Below are 17,178 nucleotides of genomic sequence, written 5' to 3' on the forward strand. Positions count from 1 at the left end.
GGAGGGCGGGTGGAACTCCAGCTTCGACTGCATGGACGACTACCTGATGGCCCTCACGGACGAGGCCGTGGTTCGGCAACTCATCGCGGACCAGATGAAAGCCATCTGCGCGAAGAACATCGACCAGTTGATGCGGCCCTACGCGGCCGAGTTCGTCGCGTTCGACGCGATCCCGCCGTTCCAGACGAAGGGCGCGGACGCCTGGCGCCAAACGTGGGCGTCGTGCTTGCCGCACTTCCCAGAAACGTTCGCGATCGAAGCGCGCGACCTGCACCTGACGGTGAGCGGCACCGCCGCGTTCGCGCACTGGCTGTTCCGCTTCACCGGCCCGGACAAGGATCACCCCGCGCTGCAGAACTGGATGCGCCTGACCGGGTGCTATCGGAAGGTCGAGGGCGAATGGCGCATCGTCCACGAGCACTGCTCGGTGCCCTTCGACCCGCACACCAGTAAGGCGCTGCTCACGCTGGACGTGTAAGGCCACGTCTTCCGGCACCATTGAAGACGCGAACGACGAATAAAACCGTTGTTCGCGCAGCATCTCCTAAAACGATCCGTACCCCACCCGAGTGGTCAAATCGGCAGCCCTATCGGTTTGAATTCTCCGCTCTTCTAACTGCGCCGCATATGGCACATTATGACCGCGTGGCCAGTACCAATAAAAGATACTAACAAGTGCGAGTTTGTGACAAGCGGGACATTACTGCGTTGACAAACAGTATCATTGTAAATTTAGACATTCCCAAAAAGGCGGGAAAACATTAAAAGGTAATCGCCCCTACCCGCGACGAGCGGGCTGGGCTTACAGATTCGGTCCGCCCCCGGAATCGCCCATGCCCGATCCGAACGATCCGCCGCAGATTATCGACCCGCGCCTGGGGAGCCTGCTGGTTTCCGCGCGGGGGCCATTCGGCGCGAGTTCCCCCTCCGTCGCAAAAAATACACTCGATTTCGGCCCGCCCGCGGTGGCAGGCGAAGTGGGAACGCTCGGCCCCTACCGCGTCGTGCAAGAACTGGGCCGAGGCAGTATGGGCGCAGTCTTCGAGGCGCTGGACACGCGCCTGGACCGTAGCCTCGCGCTGAAAGTGATGCGGCCCGAGTTCGCCGCCGACGCGGAGGGGCGGGCACGGTTCCTCCGTGAAGCAAAGGCCGCGGCCCGGATCGACCACGACAACGTCGTCACGGTCTACGAGGCCGACGAGCGCAACGGCACGCCGTACATCGCCATGCAGCTCCTCCGGGGGTACCCGCTGGACGCCTTCCTTGCCCTCAAGGGCGCGCCCTCGCTGCGCAGCGCCGTGCGGATCGCGCGGGAGGCGGCCCTGGGGTTGGCCGCGGCGCACCGGCTCGGCGTTGTACACCGCGACATCAAGCCCGCGAACCTGTGGCTGGAGGCGCCCCAGGGCCGGGTGAAGCTGCTCGACTTCGGCCTGGCCCGGCCCGACGGTGTGGACAACGAACTCACCAAAAGCGGCGCCGTGATCGGCACACCGGCGTTCATGTCGCCGGAGCAAGCGCTCGGCGAGCGGGTGGACCACCGCACCGACCTCTTCTCACTGGGCTCGGTCCTCTACTGGCTCTGTACGGGCCAGCTCCCCTTCCAAGGGGCGAGCGTTGTGGCCGTGCTGATGGCACTGGGCACCGAGGAGCCGAAGCCCGTGTACGTGCTGAATCCCAACGTGCCCCTGCCGCTGTGGGAGCTGATCCACTGGCTGCTTGCGAAGTCGCCAGCGGAGCGGCCGCAGACCGCGGCGGAAGTCGCCAACCACTTGCACGAAATCCTGGAACTGCCCACGGGACTGTCCTCGGTCGCACCGCCGAGCGTGCCACCTCCCTCCGGGGCGCGGGTTGAAGCCTCCGATCCGTGGGTGACCCGCGCGCTGAAAGGCCCCGGTTCGCGCGGGGGGTACCGTGCCGCGCCGCCGGCTGTGCCACCGACCGCGCCAAGCGAACCGCGGGTACTCCACTCGATGCCGGTCGTCACCGTTAGGCCGGCCGAGCCACCTGACGAGGAGCCGCGAACGGCCGGCGCGCCGGGCACGGGCGGCACGGTTATTTCGTCCGGCACCCTCTGGGAGGAACCACGGAGGAAGCCCCGTAAAAGGAACCCGCCAAGGGAGTACGAAGCCCCCGAAGTGGAATATTTTGACCGGCCGAGGCGACAGTACAGGAGCGCGAGGAGAAAGGACGACCACACCGGGCCGATCATTGCCATCATCGCGGGCGCGATCGGCACGCTGATCGCTGGTGCCTTAATCGTGGTACTGATCGTAACCGGGAGCAGAAGAGGAGCGGATTCGGCACAACAGAAGACCGGTGACCACGGCCGTCAGATGGCGAGAGGGACCACGCCAGGCGGAGCCGGTGTCCGGCCTCCCGTCGGCGCCGATCACGGAGCGGACGCACCGCGTGCGGTGCCGCCCGCTGTCGATGCACCGGACCTGCCCCCGCCCCCATCCGGCGCCAGTTTGGTTGGCCAGTGGACCCGCCAAGTTGACGGCCTGATCGACGTGTGGACCATTCGCTCCGTTGCCGGCAAATGGGAAATTGAGGGCCGGTTATTCGACGGCGTGGAGGAGGTCGGAACTTTCGTCGGTTCGGACACACAAATGTCCGGCCGCACCCTCACGTTCGTTCAAAACTTCGATAAACAACCGCCCCGACCGTGGCCCAGCGGGGCAACCATCGCGGTCAAACTCTCGGGGGCCAATCTCGTGTTCACCTGGCAGCACAACGGGAGCAGTGGGAGCGGCACGATGATACGAGTGAAGCGGTGACTCGGTGGGTTTATTGAGGTAGGCTGTCGCAAAAAGCCTGCCCCAAGCTCTGTCATTTCGGAACCACAGTTACGAATTTGATAGTTCGATCTTATCTTCCCAGCACTGCGGGGGCCGAGTCCTGCGCGTGGCGGGCGTCGTGCCCGGTGTAGGCGCCGAAATCGTTGAAGAACAGCCGCTTCGCCAGCCGATAAAACACGTTCTTCTCCGGGATCTCCGTTCCCGGGGCGTATTGCGACGTGCGGACCGTCATCGCGTCGAGTTCGGCGAGCGCGGTCTTTCGGGCGGTCGCGTCCTTCGCCCCGTGAGCTTCGACCAGTTTCTTCAGCAGGTCGGGGCGCTCCAACACAATGCACCCGCGCGTCGTTTCGGCGGCGAGCTTGCGGAAGTCCGCCAGGAACGCGGACCGCAGGAACTTCTGTTTCAGTGGTCGCGTGTCGGTCGTGGAGTGAATCGATTCCGTGGAGAACTGCACGATCGGGCACGGCTCGATGTCGCCCCACGGGTTGATGTGGTGGCTGATCCCGGTCGCGGCCGGGCACAGCGCTTTGCCCTCGCCGTCGTGGTACGCATCAACGATCACAATCGGCTTCTTCGCGCGCATCTCCACTACGAACTTCCGTGCCCGAATCGCCTGCTCGGACGTCAGGCACAGCGCCGGGTTCGGGTTCGGCCCCATCGGTCGGTACACGTGAAACCACGTGTAAAGCACGCCCATTTCCACGAGCCGGTCGATCCACTCTTCGCGGAGCAAGTCATCAATGTTGCTTCGCGCGAGGCTGGTGCAAACGCCTGTAAACACGCCCGCGTCGAGCGCGTTGTGGAGCCCCTGCATCGTCTTGCTCAGGACGTTCCCGCGCCCGCGGCGCTCGTCCGAAACGATCTCCGTGCCTTCTACCGAAATGAGCGGCGTCACGTTCCCCAGGCGCCACATCTGTTTGGCGCGTTTGGGCGTAATGAAGTGGCCGTTCGTGAAGATCTGGAAGTAACAGTCCGGGTGCTCCGCGAGCATCTCCAGTAAATTCGGGTGCATGAACGGCTCGCCGCCGACGATCCCGAAGAACACGTTCCCCATCTGCTTCGCTTCGCGCACGAGCTGGTGGAACGCGGCCGGCTTGATCGTCTCCTGCTTCATGCTCACATCGACCCAGCACCCCTGGCACCGCAAGTTGCACGTGTTGATGATGCTGACGTACAAAAACGGCGGGAACACCTGCCCGCGCTTCAGGCGCAACTTGTGCCGGTGAACGGACAAAGCCCCTTTAAAGCCCATGTTGTAAGCGAGCTTCCACAGGAGCCGCTTGTCGGTTTCCAGCAGAACGCGCTTGGCCAACTTGAACGACGCGAGCAGGGTCACGGTGTGCTCCGGGCGCGGTGCAGCGATACAGATGAAGTGTACCGCTTACGCGGGAGATATTACGGGAGATTTTTGGGCGGGCGGCCGGCCGTAGCGCCTGTGCGGGTGGAATGCCCTGAGACGAAGCGGGAAACGCCCCGCGAATCGCTTCGGTCGGGCACGCTCACAATGGCGCGGGAACACTTGGTCATTGCACCCGCGTCACGGAGGACGGCCATGATTCCACTTCTCTTGCTACTCGCCGCTCCCGGTAGCGACCCGTTCGGCCCGCCGCTTGGTGCGCCCGACTTCTCCGGGCGCCCGCTCACCCCTCCCGTCCCGGCCACTTCGACGTGGGACCGGATGTTCCCCACCGGCCACTGCGCGGGACCGGCGCTCCAGCCGTTCCAGAAGCAGCCGCGAGTCTGCCCGGTGGCCGTCTGCACGTGCGATTCGGAAGCCAGCGGGGCCACGAAGGGCCTCACCTGGGTCAAGGAGTTTCACTCCGCGGCGCACGTCCCGTACCCGCGGTACGATCTGAACGGCTGCCCCGTCGAGGGTGACGGACTGGTGATCTACGAAGGGATGCGGTTCCACGTGGACCCGAAGAGCGGGAACTACGACCTGACGTTCACCGCGACCGTTCCCGCGATGCCGGTCTTGTTGCGCCTGCAACTGACACTCACCAGTTCGGACGGGAAGGAGGAGTACAAGCTCACGCTCCCGATGATCCGAATGGAACCGCCCCGCGACGCCAAACCCGGTGACCCGGCCCCGCGGACGTTCCACGTCGCGCACCGGGGGTACTCCAGTCTGTTCGTCGACCCGAAGCAAGCGATCCCCCCCAAGCAGTGGGACCGACAGACGGCGACTCTCAAGGCGAAGATTGATGATAAGTGGGTCATCACGCGCACCGGGACCGCTCGGTTCGGAACGCCGGTGGCCATCGAAGACCCGAACCGCTGAGCGCCCCGCCCTCACATCCGACCGCGGCCCCGTGCGCCGCGGTCGTCTCATTTTCTCATCCGGTTGAGTCATTTCCACAAATTCGCGCTGACCCGGAAAGATGGCGCAACTGGTAAAGTCGGCATTATTGGCCCGTCGATAACTCGCACAGAGATTGTTCCGTACACGCTCGCCGGGCGCATTGCGCCGCGAGTGACACGGGGGCGACGGGCATGGTTCGCAACGCCGGGGTAATGTTCCTGTGTCTGGCCCTGGGTGCGGTCGTCATGTACGGCAGCACGAATCTTCGTATCCGCGTGGAACCGGCCGCCCCCGACGCGAAAGCCACGGGCACCGGCGCGCCCAGTGCGCCCCCGGGGGCACTGCCCCCCGATCTCGTCGCGAAGCCCCGCGCCGGGGAGCCCGCGCGCCGCGACCGCAACGTGCGCCAAGCCAGCGCTCTCACGGACGACACGAAACCCGACGCGGTCCGGGGCGTCCGGCTCGAAGACGCGCAGGGGGTGGTATGGGATCTGAGTAAAGCCCCCCCCACGGGTATCGCGGCGCTCGGAACCATCGTGAAGGTCCGGTTGGAGCGCGTCGTTGCGGACCAGCTCCTCCTGAGCACCGACGACCTCCGGGAAAAGCCGATCGAAGAAGTGTTGGGTGCGAAGCGGACCGACGAGAACGGCGCGACCGTCGTCGCCCTCGACCTGACAAAAATGAAGGCCCGCGACGGCACGATCAACTTCGAGTTGCGCGTGAAAAGTGTCGGCCCCCAAACGTCCGACCCGTACAAGTTCACGATCCTGCCCCCGTCGGAGCCCTCGGACACCATTTCGGGTCAGGTGACCGAGTACACGACGTCGCCGTACCTGCGCCCGTCCCCGGTCTCCGGGCTCACCGCATCGGCCCCGGCCGATGTTTACGGCAAAATCCAGTACGAACCGTACTTGCGGCTCTTCGGCCAATTGAGGGGCACGGCGAACTTCCGGTTCGTGCTGCAGCCCGATGCCGGAACCGCGACCGAAGTGGACGCGGACATCGGGCACAACGCCGCGGGCGCCTGGGACGCGCGCGTGCGGTTGCCGGTTCTCGATGATCTCGCGAAAGCCAAATTGTTCGTGCGTGTGGAGTTCGGCAACTCGCGCCTGTACTTCGTGGCCCCGGTCCCGCTCCGGTTCAACTACATCCCCGAATCGATCGAGGCCCCGGCCCTCGACGCGCCCGCGTCGTCCGAGGGGAAGGTCATTTCCCCCGCGATCGATTTCGCCACGCCCGGGCTCCCGGCGTACTACTCGAACGGAACGAAGTTCGATCTGAAAGCGGTCCCCCCGCGGAACGCGCAAGTGCTGGTCGCCTTCGTCGACAGCGCACCGATTTTCCCCGGAGCGAGTGCCCCCTCCGCGCCGGGCGGGGACGGCAAGGTCGCGTTCCAGAAGCTCGACGTGGGGAGCGGGCGGGACCACGTGATCCGCGTCGCCGCGGCGCGCGGCGCGTTCGTCGGCGACGCCGCGCAGGTCAAGCTCATGGTTTCGACCGCGGTGCCGGTGGTGGAGAGCGTGGCCCCGCAACCGGGGTTCGGTCAGTCGAACGGGGTCGGGACCGAAAAGATCGTCGTCCGCTTCAGCAACAAGAGCCCGCTCGATTCCGCGTTCAAACCCGACACGTTCCGGGTGTCCCATAACGAGAACCGGGCCCAGCGCGGCACCCTGAAAATCGGCACGCCCGTGTACGACAAGCTGACCAACAGCGTCACCCTCAACGTGAGCGAGATCCTGCCCGGCACGTACACGGTCGCGATCCTGAAGAACAAGATCACCGACGTGTTCGGGAACGCGCTCCCCGATTCACCGGACGTCCAGGACGGGGCCAACTCGTTCGAGGCCGTCGTTTCGACCCAGGGCGCGGGCGCGGACAAAGCCGTCCCGGTCCAGACGCCCGGCGTGACGCTCCAGACCGGCCCGCCGGTGGACTTCCGCATCTTCCTCAAACCGCCCGTGTACGACGAAGGGTTCAACCCGTCGGACCGGGTCGAGTCCCGGGTCGCGCGGCTGTACTACTACCGCGACGCCCACCGCGTCGCGCAGCTCATCAACCGGTCCGTGAAGTCGTACAACTCGGCGGCCGTGGACGTCCAGCGCCGCGCGGCGAACCGGGGGCGCGACGACGCCAACAAAGCCGAGGACGAGCGGAAGCGCCTCGAGTTCCTCTCCGTTAAAGCCGCACAGGACGCCCGGACCGCGGAAGCCGAACTGAACAACCTTCAGAACCGCGTCGGGGCCGCACGCGGCACCGCGGAACAAGCGCGGCGGAGCCTGGCTCAGAAGCGGAACGAGATCGAAGAAGCCAAACGGCTGGGACGCCCGGCGGCCGAAATCGCCGGGCTCCAGGCCGACGCGGAGACCATCGAGCGCGCCCTGACCGCGGCGGACACGATCGACCGGCAGGGGCCGGCCGACATCGCCCGCGCCCAGGGCAACGTCGCGGCGAAGCGCGAGATGGAAGCCAAAGCCGTTGAAGCGTGGATGGTCAAGGAGTTCGAGGAGCGGCGGCTCCGGGAGAACCAGTTCCGCGTCGAGGTCGCGGCGTCCACCGCGGACCCCGACACTTACGCGCCGGGGCGCCCCGATTCCGACGACCCGGTGATGCGCGTGTCGGTCGCGGTCATCGGCGAGGGGCTGATCCAGCTCCGCGGGCCGGTCAAGGGGCTGAACGTCATCCGCACGATGCTGAACCAGATCGACGCGCCGGTGGGCCAGGTGCGCGTGGCCGTCCACACCCTGCAAGTCAACGGCGAGCGCGCCGACCGCATGGAAAAGGTCGTCGCCAACATCCAGCGGTACCTGGACCACTCGCGGTTCCTCACGGCCCAATCGAGCCAGATGCTCCGCAACGCGGTCACGTCGGTCGCCGGGCGCAAGGCCGCGGAAGCCGCCGCGACGCTGGCCCCCGGCTGCACCCAGTGGGACCGCGACCAGAAGTACCTGTACGCCTTCTTCGGCAAGGACTTTACCGACGAACTGACGCAACTCGACTCGGAGTTCCTCAAGACGGGCAACAAGCTCCTCGCGCTCAACTCGATGGACAGCACGAGCCTGTCGTCGGCGCTGTTCTTGATGGCCCTGGCGAAGAACGACGTGCGGGCGGAGATCGTCCAGGAGTTCCTGGCGACCGTCCAGCGCGACCTGCCCCAAGCGGAGGCCCGGTACTACACGATCGGGATCTCGCAACCGAAGCACTGCGATGCGTGCAAGGACAAAAGGGAGTACCTGCTGGCGAGCAACTCGCCCTTCGAGTCGCTCGTCGGGTTCTTCAACGCCCAGGTGACCGGGTCCGATACGCTCAACCCGCTCCAGCGCGAGTTCATCCGCCTCGCGCAGATCTTCAAGGCGCAGATGGTGACCGAGATGCAGTTGCGCCAGCGCGTGATGGAGCGCTCGCTCCTGGAGGAGCGCATCAACACGAACTACCTCGACGAGCTGCGCAAAGCGAAGGCCCTCGAGGACATGGCTAAGGGCGAATTGGCGAAGGTCCAAGACACGCTCCAAAAGTCTTCCGCACAGGCGACGCTCGCGATCCAAACGATCCTCGCGGCACTGGGCGCGTGGGAAGAGTCCACGGGGCAGCTCGTTGTGGTACTCGACGCGCTGGACCGGCTCGCGGACGCTCGCGTCCCCGACGTGACCGTTACGTTGCGCGAAACGTCCGGGAAACTCGTTCGGCGCCCGAGCGGGAACATTGATATTCCCAAAGAGTTGTTCGAGACCTTCGACCGCGTCGAGAGGATCGCGGACGAGTTCAACTACCTGAGCCCCGCGACAAAGGCGGTCTACGACGAATACAAGAAACTGATGGACGAGTTCCGCGAAAACCCCGTGCTGACCACCGACGACAGGAAGGAATTCCGTGCGATCGTTACGGCCCTGCTAGCCATCCTTCAGCGCGAGGGCGCTGCGGCGAAAGCACAAATCCAGGCGATCAACACCCAACTAACGGGCACCCAACCCGACCCCGCAAGGGCCCAGGCCCTGTACACGAGTTTCCGCGACGACCTGCTGAGTAAACTGCGCGTCGGGCAGCCCTACCGAACGAAGGCGAGCACCCTGTTCAGTCAAACGGACCCGGTCTTTGGTACCCTCGCCGCCGCGGTCGTCAACCACCAGGTCGCGCTCAAGAACGCCCGCGACGCCCGGCGCCCGCTCGACGAGAAGAAGCTGCTCGACCTGCTCGTGGACGAGATGGAGGACAAGTACGTCGAGATCCTCGAGGGGATGCGGGCGCGCACCTCGAACGTGGACAACTACCTCAAGAGCGTCACGACCGCGCTCGACGACGACTTCAACACGCAGTACTACCTGCCGTCGTTCCGCCGGGCGCGCGAGGCGAGCCGGTTCTGGGACGTGACCCTGGCGCAGATCGAAACCACGTCCGTGCTGACCAACAACCGGGCGCTCGGCAAGGTGTCGCCGGCCGCGTCGTTCGAGTTCGACCTGCCCAAGCGCGACGTGCTCCTCACCGAGGGGTTCCGGTCCGCGAAGGCCCTGTTCGACGAGTACGGCGCGCTGATGAACGACCCGTCGTTCCTCGCGCTGGCCAAGATCTACAGCGGCAACCCGCTGTCCATGATGCAGGGCGGCGGCGGGGATTTGGCGGCGGTGCGGAACGTGCTCCCCGGGCTCGGGACCACGCCCGACGAGCGGATGATGACGCAAGCGGGACCGGGGCAGAAGCCGTTCGGGACCGCGCTCGACGGGCTGATCCCGGACCCGGCGATTTACAAGTTCGAGACCGGCACCGGCTACGAGATCCGGCCCGTTCTCAGCCCCGACGGGCAGGCGGTCGTGTTCGGCTTCGATTACCTGTACACGACCGACGTGCGCGAACCCGTGCGGGCCGACGAAAAGCACCTCGGCCGCGTCCGCCGGCACTTCCTCCACACCGACGTGCAGCTCGGCAATTTCGAGCTACGCGAAATCAGCAAGTACATGGTGTCGATCAAGGTCGCGCGCACCGGCCGCGGCGTGCAACTGCTTCAGGATCTCCCCGGCGTCGGCGTGCTGTTCCGGCCGCTCCCGAGCGCCAGCGCGTCGCTCCAGCAGAACCTGATTTACTCCCAGGCCACGATCTTCCCGACGCTCTTCGACCTGATGGGCCTGCGGTACGCCCCCGCCGTCGCGGACCTGGACCCGCTCGCGGACCGGATGGCCGAGTTCGCGGCCCGGTACCGGCGCCTCGACGTCGAACAGCGGATCTACGGCATCGGGGCCACCCGCGTGGATGACGCGCTCCGGACCCCCACCGGCGAGCGCCGGTACGATCTGTACTACCCGCCGATGACACTCCCGTGGCGCCACCCGAACGGCTACAGCGGCGTGGGTCTGCGGCTCCACGACGGCATTCTGCGAGAGGGCTACGATCCGACCGTCGCGTTCCCCGAAACGCAGTTCGCGCCCGGAACCTCTCCGGAAGGGCGCTCCAAGCCCTACAACCCGAACGCGCCGTATGGCGCGCCGGCCTTCGACCCGCCGCACACGATCCCGCAACCGCCCCCGGGCACGCCGTACCAAGGGAACGCACGCCCCCCCGGCCTTCGCGCCCCGACGCCGATCAAGTCGGGACCGGGGCCGTCCACAATGGTTGTCCCGGGTTTCGGACCCGTGGGCGTTGGGAAACCCGTACCGTACGCGCCGTCGTTCCCGACAACGCCCCCGACGACGACACCCGCAGCTCCGACACCAATACCCGCTGCGCCAACACCGACACTCACAGCGCCGATACCGACGATAACGCAACCCACAACGCCACCGGTAACGACGCCCGCGGCGCGCCCGACCGAGCTCCCGGCCACGAGCCAACCGCCGGTCATTAACCTGGGCACGCCGGCGACGTACCCCATGCCGCTCGCGCCCCCGACGCCAGAACAGCCGCTCGCACCGACCCGACCACCAACATTGCCCCAGTTGCCGGCCCCCACACCGCCCCCAACGGGGGGGAAGTAACGACTGTAGGGAATCTTGCATCACTGCCAGCACCAGGCCCCGCGGGGCGCGCGAACTCGAGGATATAGAGCGGGCGCCCCGGGCCGCGGATGACGAAGTTGCCGGACGGGACGAGAACCCCGGCAACGGAGGCGAACCATGAGGTGGCGGGCACTGAAAACGTTCGCGTGGGTGGCACTGGGCGCGGGAGCGTGCGCGTCGGCGGGGCGTGCGGAGTTCCCGCGGCACGTGGCGAAGCCGAAGCCACTGCCCGGTATACCCGGGTACGACTACCGACCGGCCGAGGTGCGCCCGGCGCCCACGGCGACCGCGGTCAGTTTGGAAAAGGTGAACGCGACCCCGGCGCCCGCGCCCAGTCAACCGGCGCGGCTAGCGACACAGGCGTACCAGTTGGTTCAGGCGCGGATGCAGGTGGACCACTGCTTCCTGTCGCGGGTGGCGGTGGCGTTCCACGAGAACGGCGAGTTCCAGATCAGCTTCCGGGCGGACCAGAACCCGCAACCGGGGGACGACATCCGCTCGCCGCTGAAACCGGGCGAGCGGCTCGACGTGCCGCTCCAGACGACGCAGTTGAAGCGGAACACGTTCATTGTGAAGGTTCGCGGGTTCGCGGCCGCGCCGATCAACCAGGCCCGGCCGAACCTGTTCCCGGGCGCGCCGGTGGTCGTGGAGTTCCCGCCGATGGAGTTCGTGGTCCAGCGGGGCGAACCGGCGAGCAAGACGTTCAGTGGCAACGCGGCGGCAGTGGCGAAGTATTTCCCACTGATCGACCGGATCGAAGTCGAGTTCACGTACAAGTAAATTCCGGCGCCCGCGGGTAGCGATTCTGTTGGTCGGCCAACAGCGCCCCGCGAGCCCGGCGAGACGAAGGAGCGGCCATGCGGAGGCACGGGCGCGGGTGGAGGGGGCTCGCGGTACTGTTCGTCGCGACCGTATCGGGGTGCGCGACGCAGACCGACGCCACCAGCGTGAAAACGCGGCGGCCCGGCGAAGCCCTGCGCGCGGCCTCGGCGCCGGTCCCGCCGGGGCAAGAAATCGAGATCCTCGACCCCAACGTGGACCCGACCGGTAAACCCACGGTCCGATTGGCTTCGTTCGCGCCGCTCGGCTCGGCGCCGGGGTGTGCCGTGCTCCCCGCGTCCGCGCCGCAGCAACAAATCGACGTCCCGCCAACCGTACTCGTTCACAAGTTCTACTACACAGGGAACCGCACGTTCCAGGGGCCGATGCTCACCGGTGGACCGGTCATCGTGTCCACCAACCACCCGAAGACACTGGAGCGCGTGTACGTCCCGGTCACGCTCCCGCCGGGCGCGCCGCGCGTGACGTACACCGACGACTCGATCCGCTACGACTTCGGCCCGCAATCGGTGACGCTGGTCTTCGGGCACTGCGGGAACCCGCGCGTGCGGTACTCGCAATCCACCAACGCGGGCGAGACTGCCCACAAGAAGATCGCCTCCACAAAAGCCGAGACCCGGAGTTTCGTCCAGCGCACCGGTATCCCCGAAGGGCTGCAACGGTTCAAAGAGGGCACGAAGTCCACTTGCGGGGCGATCGCGGACCGGATCAACGACGTGGGCCACGTCACCGCGGACGTGTTCAGGAACGCGACCGACTTCATCCCCGGGGCACAGCTCTTCAAATCGAACCCCGAAGACAAGGCCGTTCGGGAACAAGAGCGCCTCCAGCGCGGCGCGGAAAACCGCCCGAGTGTCGACGAGACATTCGTGCCGCGTGCGCCCTGAGTTAGCCTTTGCGCGGTGGGAAGCCTCACCCGCTCGTTGACACTCGCGGTTCGCCCGCGTCTTTTGGCGAACCGCGAGTGTCAACGAGCGGGTGGAGCAACCACCCTACATTCGCACATCAAACGGGCCTGATAACCCGCGCCTTTTGCTTGCCCTCTCCGGCTAAATCAGCGACAATCACACCACCTCAGAAGCTCTCCTGCTTCGGGCTGCCACCGGAGCCGTCATGCCATTGACCCGCGCTCTGTTTGCGATCTTCGCGCTCTCCGCCTTCGTTCCGCAGAGTGGCCGCGCCGCGCCGCCCGCGGAGAAGATCGATTTCGCGCGCGACATCCGCCCGATCCTGTCGAACAGTTGCTTCAAGTGCCACGGCCCGGCCGTGCAGAAGGGGAAACTGCGCCTCGACGAGCGCGACGCGGCCGTCAAGAAGGGCACGATCACTCCCGGTAAGCACGCGGACAGCGAACTACTCGTGCGCGTGCTGCTCGCGGACGACGAGAAGGGCCGGATGCCGCCGGTGGGCGTCGCGGACCGACTTTCGCCGGACCAAATCGCGAAGCTGAAAGCGTGGATCGATCAGGGCGCGGAGTACACACCGCACTGGGCCTTCGTGGTTCCCAAGCGCCCGGTCCCACCAAGCGCAAAACAACCCGCTCCGAATCCGATTGATGCGTTCATTCGCGCGCGACTGGAGAAAGAAGGGCTCGCGCCGTCACCGCAGGCAGATAAGACGACGCTGATTCGGCGCGTCACGCTCGACCTCACGGGACTTCTACCTTCACCCAAAGAACTGGACGACTTCCTCAAGGATGAATCGCCTCAAGCTTACGAGAAAGTCGTCGATCGATTGCTCGCGTCCCCGCACTACGGTGAGCGCCAGGCGCGACACTGGCTCGACCTCGCGCGCTACGCGGACAGCAACGGCTACACCATCGACGGCCCGCGACAAATCTGGGCCTACCGCGACTGGGTCATTAGCGCGCTCAACGCGGACGTGCCGTTCGACCAGTTCACGATCGAACAGCTCGCGGGGGATCTCCTCCCGAATGCGACGACACAACAGAAGGTGGCGACCGGGTTCCACCGGAACACCTCGTTCAACGAGGAAGGCGGCACCGACGCGGAGCAGTTCCGCGTCGAGCGCACGGTGGACCGCGCGAACACCACCGCGGCGGTGTGGCTCGGGCTCACGGCCGGGTGCGCGCAGTGCCACGACCACAAGTACGATCCCGTTTCGCAGAAGGACTATTACCGGCTGTACGCCTTCTTCGACTCGTGCGACGAACCGACGCTCCCGCTCGGCGGCCCGCCCGACCTGGAAAAGCAGATCGCGGACGTTCAGACGAAGTTAGCGGCGGCGCGACTCGCGGGTACGGACGAGGACGCGAAGAAACTCATCGCGGAACTCAAGAAAGTTCAGGGCCAAGCGCCGACGACGCTCGTGATGCGCGAGCGGCCGAAACCGCGTCAAACGTTCGTGCAGGTTCGGGGCGACTTTCTTCGCAAGGGTGACGAAGTTCAGCCCGCGTACCCGAGCGCGATCAACGCAGCACCAGCGGCCAAGCGCCTGACGCGACTCGATCTCGCGAAGTGGCTCACGAGCGCGGAGAACCCGCTCACGGCCCGCGTGACGGTGAACCGGGAGTGGCAAAAGTTCTTCGGGCGCGGACTGGTCGAAACCGAGAACGACTTCGGGCTGCAAGGGAACTTCCCGACCCACCCGGAACTGCTCGATTGGCTCGCGGTGGAATGGGTGAACCCCTCCCCAACCCCTCCCCTAAACGGAGAGGGGCTTAAAACCGAAGCCGTTGCGCCACCTTCGGTATTTGGTTCTGCTCCCCCTTCCTTCTTAGGGAAGGGGGCCGGGGGGTTAGGTTCTTGGTCGCTCAAGCGCCTCCACAAGCTCATCGTGACGGCGGAGACCTACAAGCAGTCCTCCGCGATGCGCAAGGACGTCACCGAGCGCGACCCGCGTAACCTGCTCCTCGGCCGACAATCGCGCCTGCGACTCGAAGCCGAAATCATCCGCGACGTGTCGCTCTCCGCGAGCGGGGTGCTCAACCCGACGCTCGGTGGACCGGGCGTCTTCCCGCCGCAACCGAAGGAAGTGTTCGCGTTCACCCAGAGCAACCACCCGTGGGTGGAGAGCAAGGGACCGGACCGCTACCGGCGCGGGATGTACACGTACATCTGGCGGCAGTCGCAGCACCCGCTGCTCACCACGTTCGATGCGGCCGACGCTCAAGTCGCTTGCACGAAGCGGAACCGCAGCAACACGCCGCTGCAAGCGCTGCACATGGCGAACGACCCGGTGTTCGTGGAGTTCGCCAACGCCCTCGGCACGCGCATCGAATCGGAAGGCCCGTCCGACGACGCGGGGCGAATCGCGTTCGCGTTCCGCGTATGCTTCGCGCGCACGCCGACGACCATCGAAGCGGCTCGCGTGCAGACATACCTCGACGCTAGGCGCAAAGCCGACCCGAAAACCGCATGGGCGACCGTCGCTCGCGTGCTGATGAATTTGGACGAGTTCATCACGCGGGAGTGAGGGAGCTATGGGACTCGCCAGTCACTCAAACGTTCACAACACCTGCCTGCGTATCCTGGACGCGCGTGGGTACACACTTCGAGTAACCGGCGAGGTGATAGAAGAGGGGCAGTACCCCACGGATTGCCATTGGATTGCCGAAAAAGACGACTTCTACTTCTGTGCAGACAACCCGATCGAACTCCTTGGTTTAGTGGCGATTCGCGACTACATGCAGCCAACCGAAGACGTGCCATACTGGTGGCGCACCAAAGGCCCGGACTTAACTTCAGAGTTGTTGGAACGCGCATTCGGCGACTGCAAACTTGGTACCGGACGCGAGAGCTTTGAATGACCCCACACACCCTTGACAGTGCCCTAACCCTCGCACGCACGCGGCGGCACTTCTTCCGTGATTGCGGCTTGGGGGTCGGCGCGATGGCGCTCGGCTCGCTGCTCGCGCGCGACACGCACGCCAAAGAGCGAACCGACCCGCTCGCGCCCCGGAAGCCACACTTCCCGGCCAAAGCGAAAGCCGTCATCTACCTTTTCATGGCCGGCGCGCCGAGCCAACTCGAACTGTTCGAGCCGAAGCCCGAACTGAACAAGCTCAGCGGCCAGAAGGTGCCCGAATCGTTCACGAAGGGCAAGCGGTTCGCGTTCATCAAGGGCGACGCGAAATTGCTCGGGTCCGCGCGCAAGTTCGAGAAGGCCGGTACGTGCGGCATGGACATCAGCGAACTGCTGCCGCACCACCGCGAGATCGCGGACGAGGTGTGCTGGCTCCGCGGGATGAAGACGGACGTGTTCAACCACGGCCCGGCGAAGTGCTTCATCAACACCGGGTCGCCGCAATTCGGCCGACCGAGCATGGGGGCCTGGCTCACCTACGGGCTCGGGAGCGAGAGCGACAGTCTGCCCGGGTTCGTGGTGCTCCAGTCCGGTCCGCGCGGTCCGCGCGGGGGCGCATCGCTCTACGGCTCCGGGTTCCTGCCCAGTGTGTACCAGGGCGTTCCGTTCCTCAAAGGCCCGAATCCGATACTCGACCTCGCCCCGCCACCGAAAGTAAGCGCGAAAGATCAGGGCGAATTCGTCGATACGGTAAACGACCTGAACAAGCTCCGGCACGAACAGACCGGTGACCCCGAGATCCAAACGCGGATCGCGGCCTACGAAATGGCCTACCGGATGCAGACCAGCGCGCCGGAACTGATGGACCTCGCGAAAGAGGACCAGAAGACGCTCGATTTGTACGGCGCCGTCAAAGGCAAACCGAGTTTCGCCGCGAACTGCCTGCTCGCGCGCCGACTCGTGCAGCGCGGGGTGCGGTTCATCCAACTGTACCACACCGACTGGGACCACCACGGCGGCCCCCTCGACCTCACCAAGCCACTCGACACCATCTGCAAGGAAGTCGATCAGCCGTGCGCCGCGCTCATCAAGGATCTCAAGCGCCTCGGACTGCTCGACAGCACGATCGTGGTGTGGGGCGGCGAGTTCGGCCGCACGCCGATGGGCGAGAGCCGCGAGACGATCGGGCGCGACCACCACATTGATGCGTACACGATGTGGGTCGCGGGGGGCGGGTTCAAGCCCGGCACGCTGTACGGCAAGTCCGACGAGATCGGTTACAACGTGGTCGAGAACGAGGTCCACGTCCACGATCTTCAGGCCACGATCCTCAACCAGATGGGCCTGGACCACACGAAACTGACGTTCCGGTTCCAGGGCCGCGATTTCCGCCTCACCGACGTTCACGGCAGGGTCGTGAAAGAGGTTCTGAGCTGATTCCACTACGAACGAAGTCGCCGATACAGATACCCGACACGAACCGCAGCGGCGG

Annotated in this window: 9 protein-coding genes and 1 pseudogene; 9 read left to right on the top strand and 1 reads right to left on the bottom strand. The window is 65.7% G+C overall.

Annotated elements, in window-relative coordinates; all coding sequences use genetic code 11:
- Window positions 1-61: 61 nt before the first annotated feature.
- Window positions 62-478: pseudogene (locus J8F10_RS40835) on the top strand (YybH family protein); the annotation flags it as partial.
- A gap of 355 nt (window positions 479-833) precedes the next feature.
- A complete protein-coding gene (locus J8F10_RS14530; protein WP_210654671.1) occupies window positions 834-2,777 on the top strand; it encodes a serine/threonine-protein kinase in 1,944 nt (647 codons plus the stop codon).
- Between the two features lie 91 nt (window positions 2,778-2,868).
- Here the strand turns inward: J8F10_RS14530 and J8F10_RS14535 are convergent, their stop codons facing one another.
- Window positions 2,869-4,134 carry a radical SAM/SPASM domain-containing protein gene (locus J8F10_RS14535; RefSeq protein WP_210654673.1) on the bottom strand — a complete coding sequence of 422 codons (1,266 nt, stop codon included), beginning with the start codon at window positions 4,132-4,134 and terminating at the stop codon, window positions 2,869-2,871.
- 216 nt (window positions 4,135-4,350) lie between these two features.
- On the opposite strand from J8F10_RS14535, the gene J8F10_RS14540 reads away from it, so the two are divergent.
- The 7 genes from J8F10_RS14540 to J8F10_RS14575 all read left to right on the top strand — a co-directional run bounded on the left by J8F10_RS14540 (window position 4,351) and on the right by J8F10_RS14575 (window position 17,123).
- Complete coding sequence (locus J8F10_RS14540) at window positions 4,351-5,079, top strand: hypothetical protein (RefSeq protein ID WP_210654675.1); 729 nt, start codon at window positions 4,351-4,353, stop codon at window positions 5,077-5,079.
- 212 nt (window positions 5,080-5,291) lie between these two features.
- Window positions 5,292-11,060, top strand: a complete 5,769-nt coding sequence (locus tag J8F10_RS14545; RefSeq protein WP_210654677.1) for a hypothetical protein — start codon at window positions 5,292-5,294, stop codon at window positions 11,058-11,060.
- Between the two features lie 138 nt (window positions 11,061-11,198).
- Window positions 11,199-11,861 carry a hypothetical protein gene (locus J8F10_RS14550; RefSeq protein ID WP_210654679.1) on the top strand — a complete coding sequence of 221 codons (663 nt, stop codon included), beginning with the start codon at window positions 11,199-11,201 and terminating at the stop codon, window positions 11,859-11,861.
- A 77-nt stretch (window positions 11,862-11,938) separates the two neighbouring features.
- On the top strand, window positions 11,939-12,808 hold the full coding sequence (locus J8F10_RS14555; RefSeq protein ID WP_210654681.1) for a hypothetical protein: 870 nt from the start codon (window positions 11,939-11,941) through the stop codon (window positions 12,806-12,808).
- 226 nt (window positions 12,809-13,034) lie between these two features.
- Window positions 13,035-15,356: a PSD1 and planctomycete cytochrome C domain-containing protein gene (locus J8F10_RS38910; RefSeq protein ID WP_246523347.1), complete on the top strand. Its 2,322-nt coding sequence runs from the start codon at window positions 13,035-13,037 to the stop codon at window positions 15,354-15,356.
- A gap of 7 nt (window positions 15,357-15,363) precedes the next feature.
- Window positions 15,364-15,690 carry a hypothetical protein gene (locus J8F10_RS14570; RefSeq protein ID WP_210654683.1) on the top strand — a complete coding sequence of 109 codons (327 nt, stop codon included), beginning with the start codon at window positions 15,364-15,366 and terminating at the stop codon, window positions 15,688-15,690.
- Complete coding sequence (locus J8F10_RS14575; RefSeq protein WP_210654685.1) at window positions 15,687-17,123, top strand: DUF1501 domain-containing protein; 1,437 nt, start codon at window positions 15,687-15,689, stop codon at window positions 17,121-17,123. Before J8F10_RS14570 ends, J8F10_RS14575 begins: the two co-directional genes overlap by 4 nt.
- The last annotated feature ends 55 nt before the right edge of the window (window positions 17,124-17,178 follow it).

The sequence above is a fragment of the Gemmata palustris genome (assembly GCF_017939745.1).
Taxonomy (GTDB): domain Bacteria; phylum Planctomycetota; class Planctomycetia; order Gemmatales; family Gemmataceae; genus Gemmata; species Gemmata palustris.

Coding starts and splice junctions, on each gene's coding strand:
- J8F10_RS14530 (WP_210654671.1), top strand. CDS start 834: ATGCCCGATCCGAACGATCCGCCGCAGATTATCGACCCGCGCCTGGGG.
- J8F10_RS14540 (WP_210654675.1), top strand. CDS start 4,351: ATGATTCCACTTCTCTTGCTACTCGCCGCTCCCGGTAGCGACCCGTTC.
- J8F10_RS14545 (WP_210654677.1), top strand. CDS start 5,292: ATGGTTCGCAACGCCGGGGTAATGTTCCTGTGTCTGGCCCTGGGTGCG.
- J8F10_RS14550 (WP_210654679.1), top strand. CDS start 11,199: ATGAGGTGGCGGGCACTGAAAACGTTCGCGTGGGTGGCACTGGGCGCG.
- J8F10_RS14555 (WP_210654681.1), top strand. CDS start 11,939: ATGCGGAGGCACGGGCGCGGGTGGAGGGGGCTCGCGGTACTGTTCGTC.
- J8F10_RS38910 (WP_246523347.1), top strand. CDS start 13,035: ATGCCATTGACCCGCGCTCTGTTTGCGATCTTCGCGCTCTCCGCCTTC.
- J8F10_RS14570 (WP_210654683.1), top strand. CDS start 15,364: ATGGGACTCGCCAGTCACTCAAACGTTCACAACACCTGCCTGCGTATC.
- J8F10_RS14575 (WP_210654685.1), top strand. CDS start 15,687: ATGACCCCACACACCCTTGACAGTGCCCTAACCCTCGCACGCACGCGG.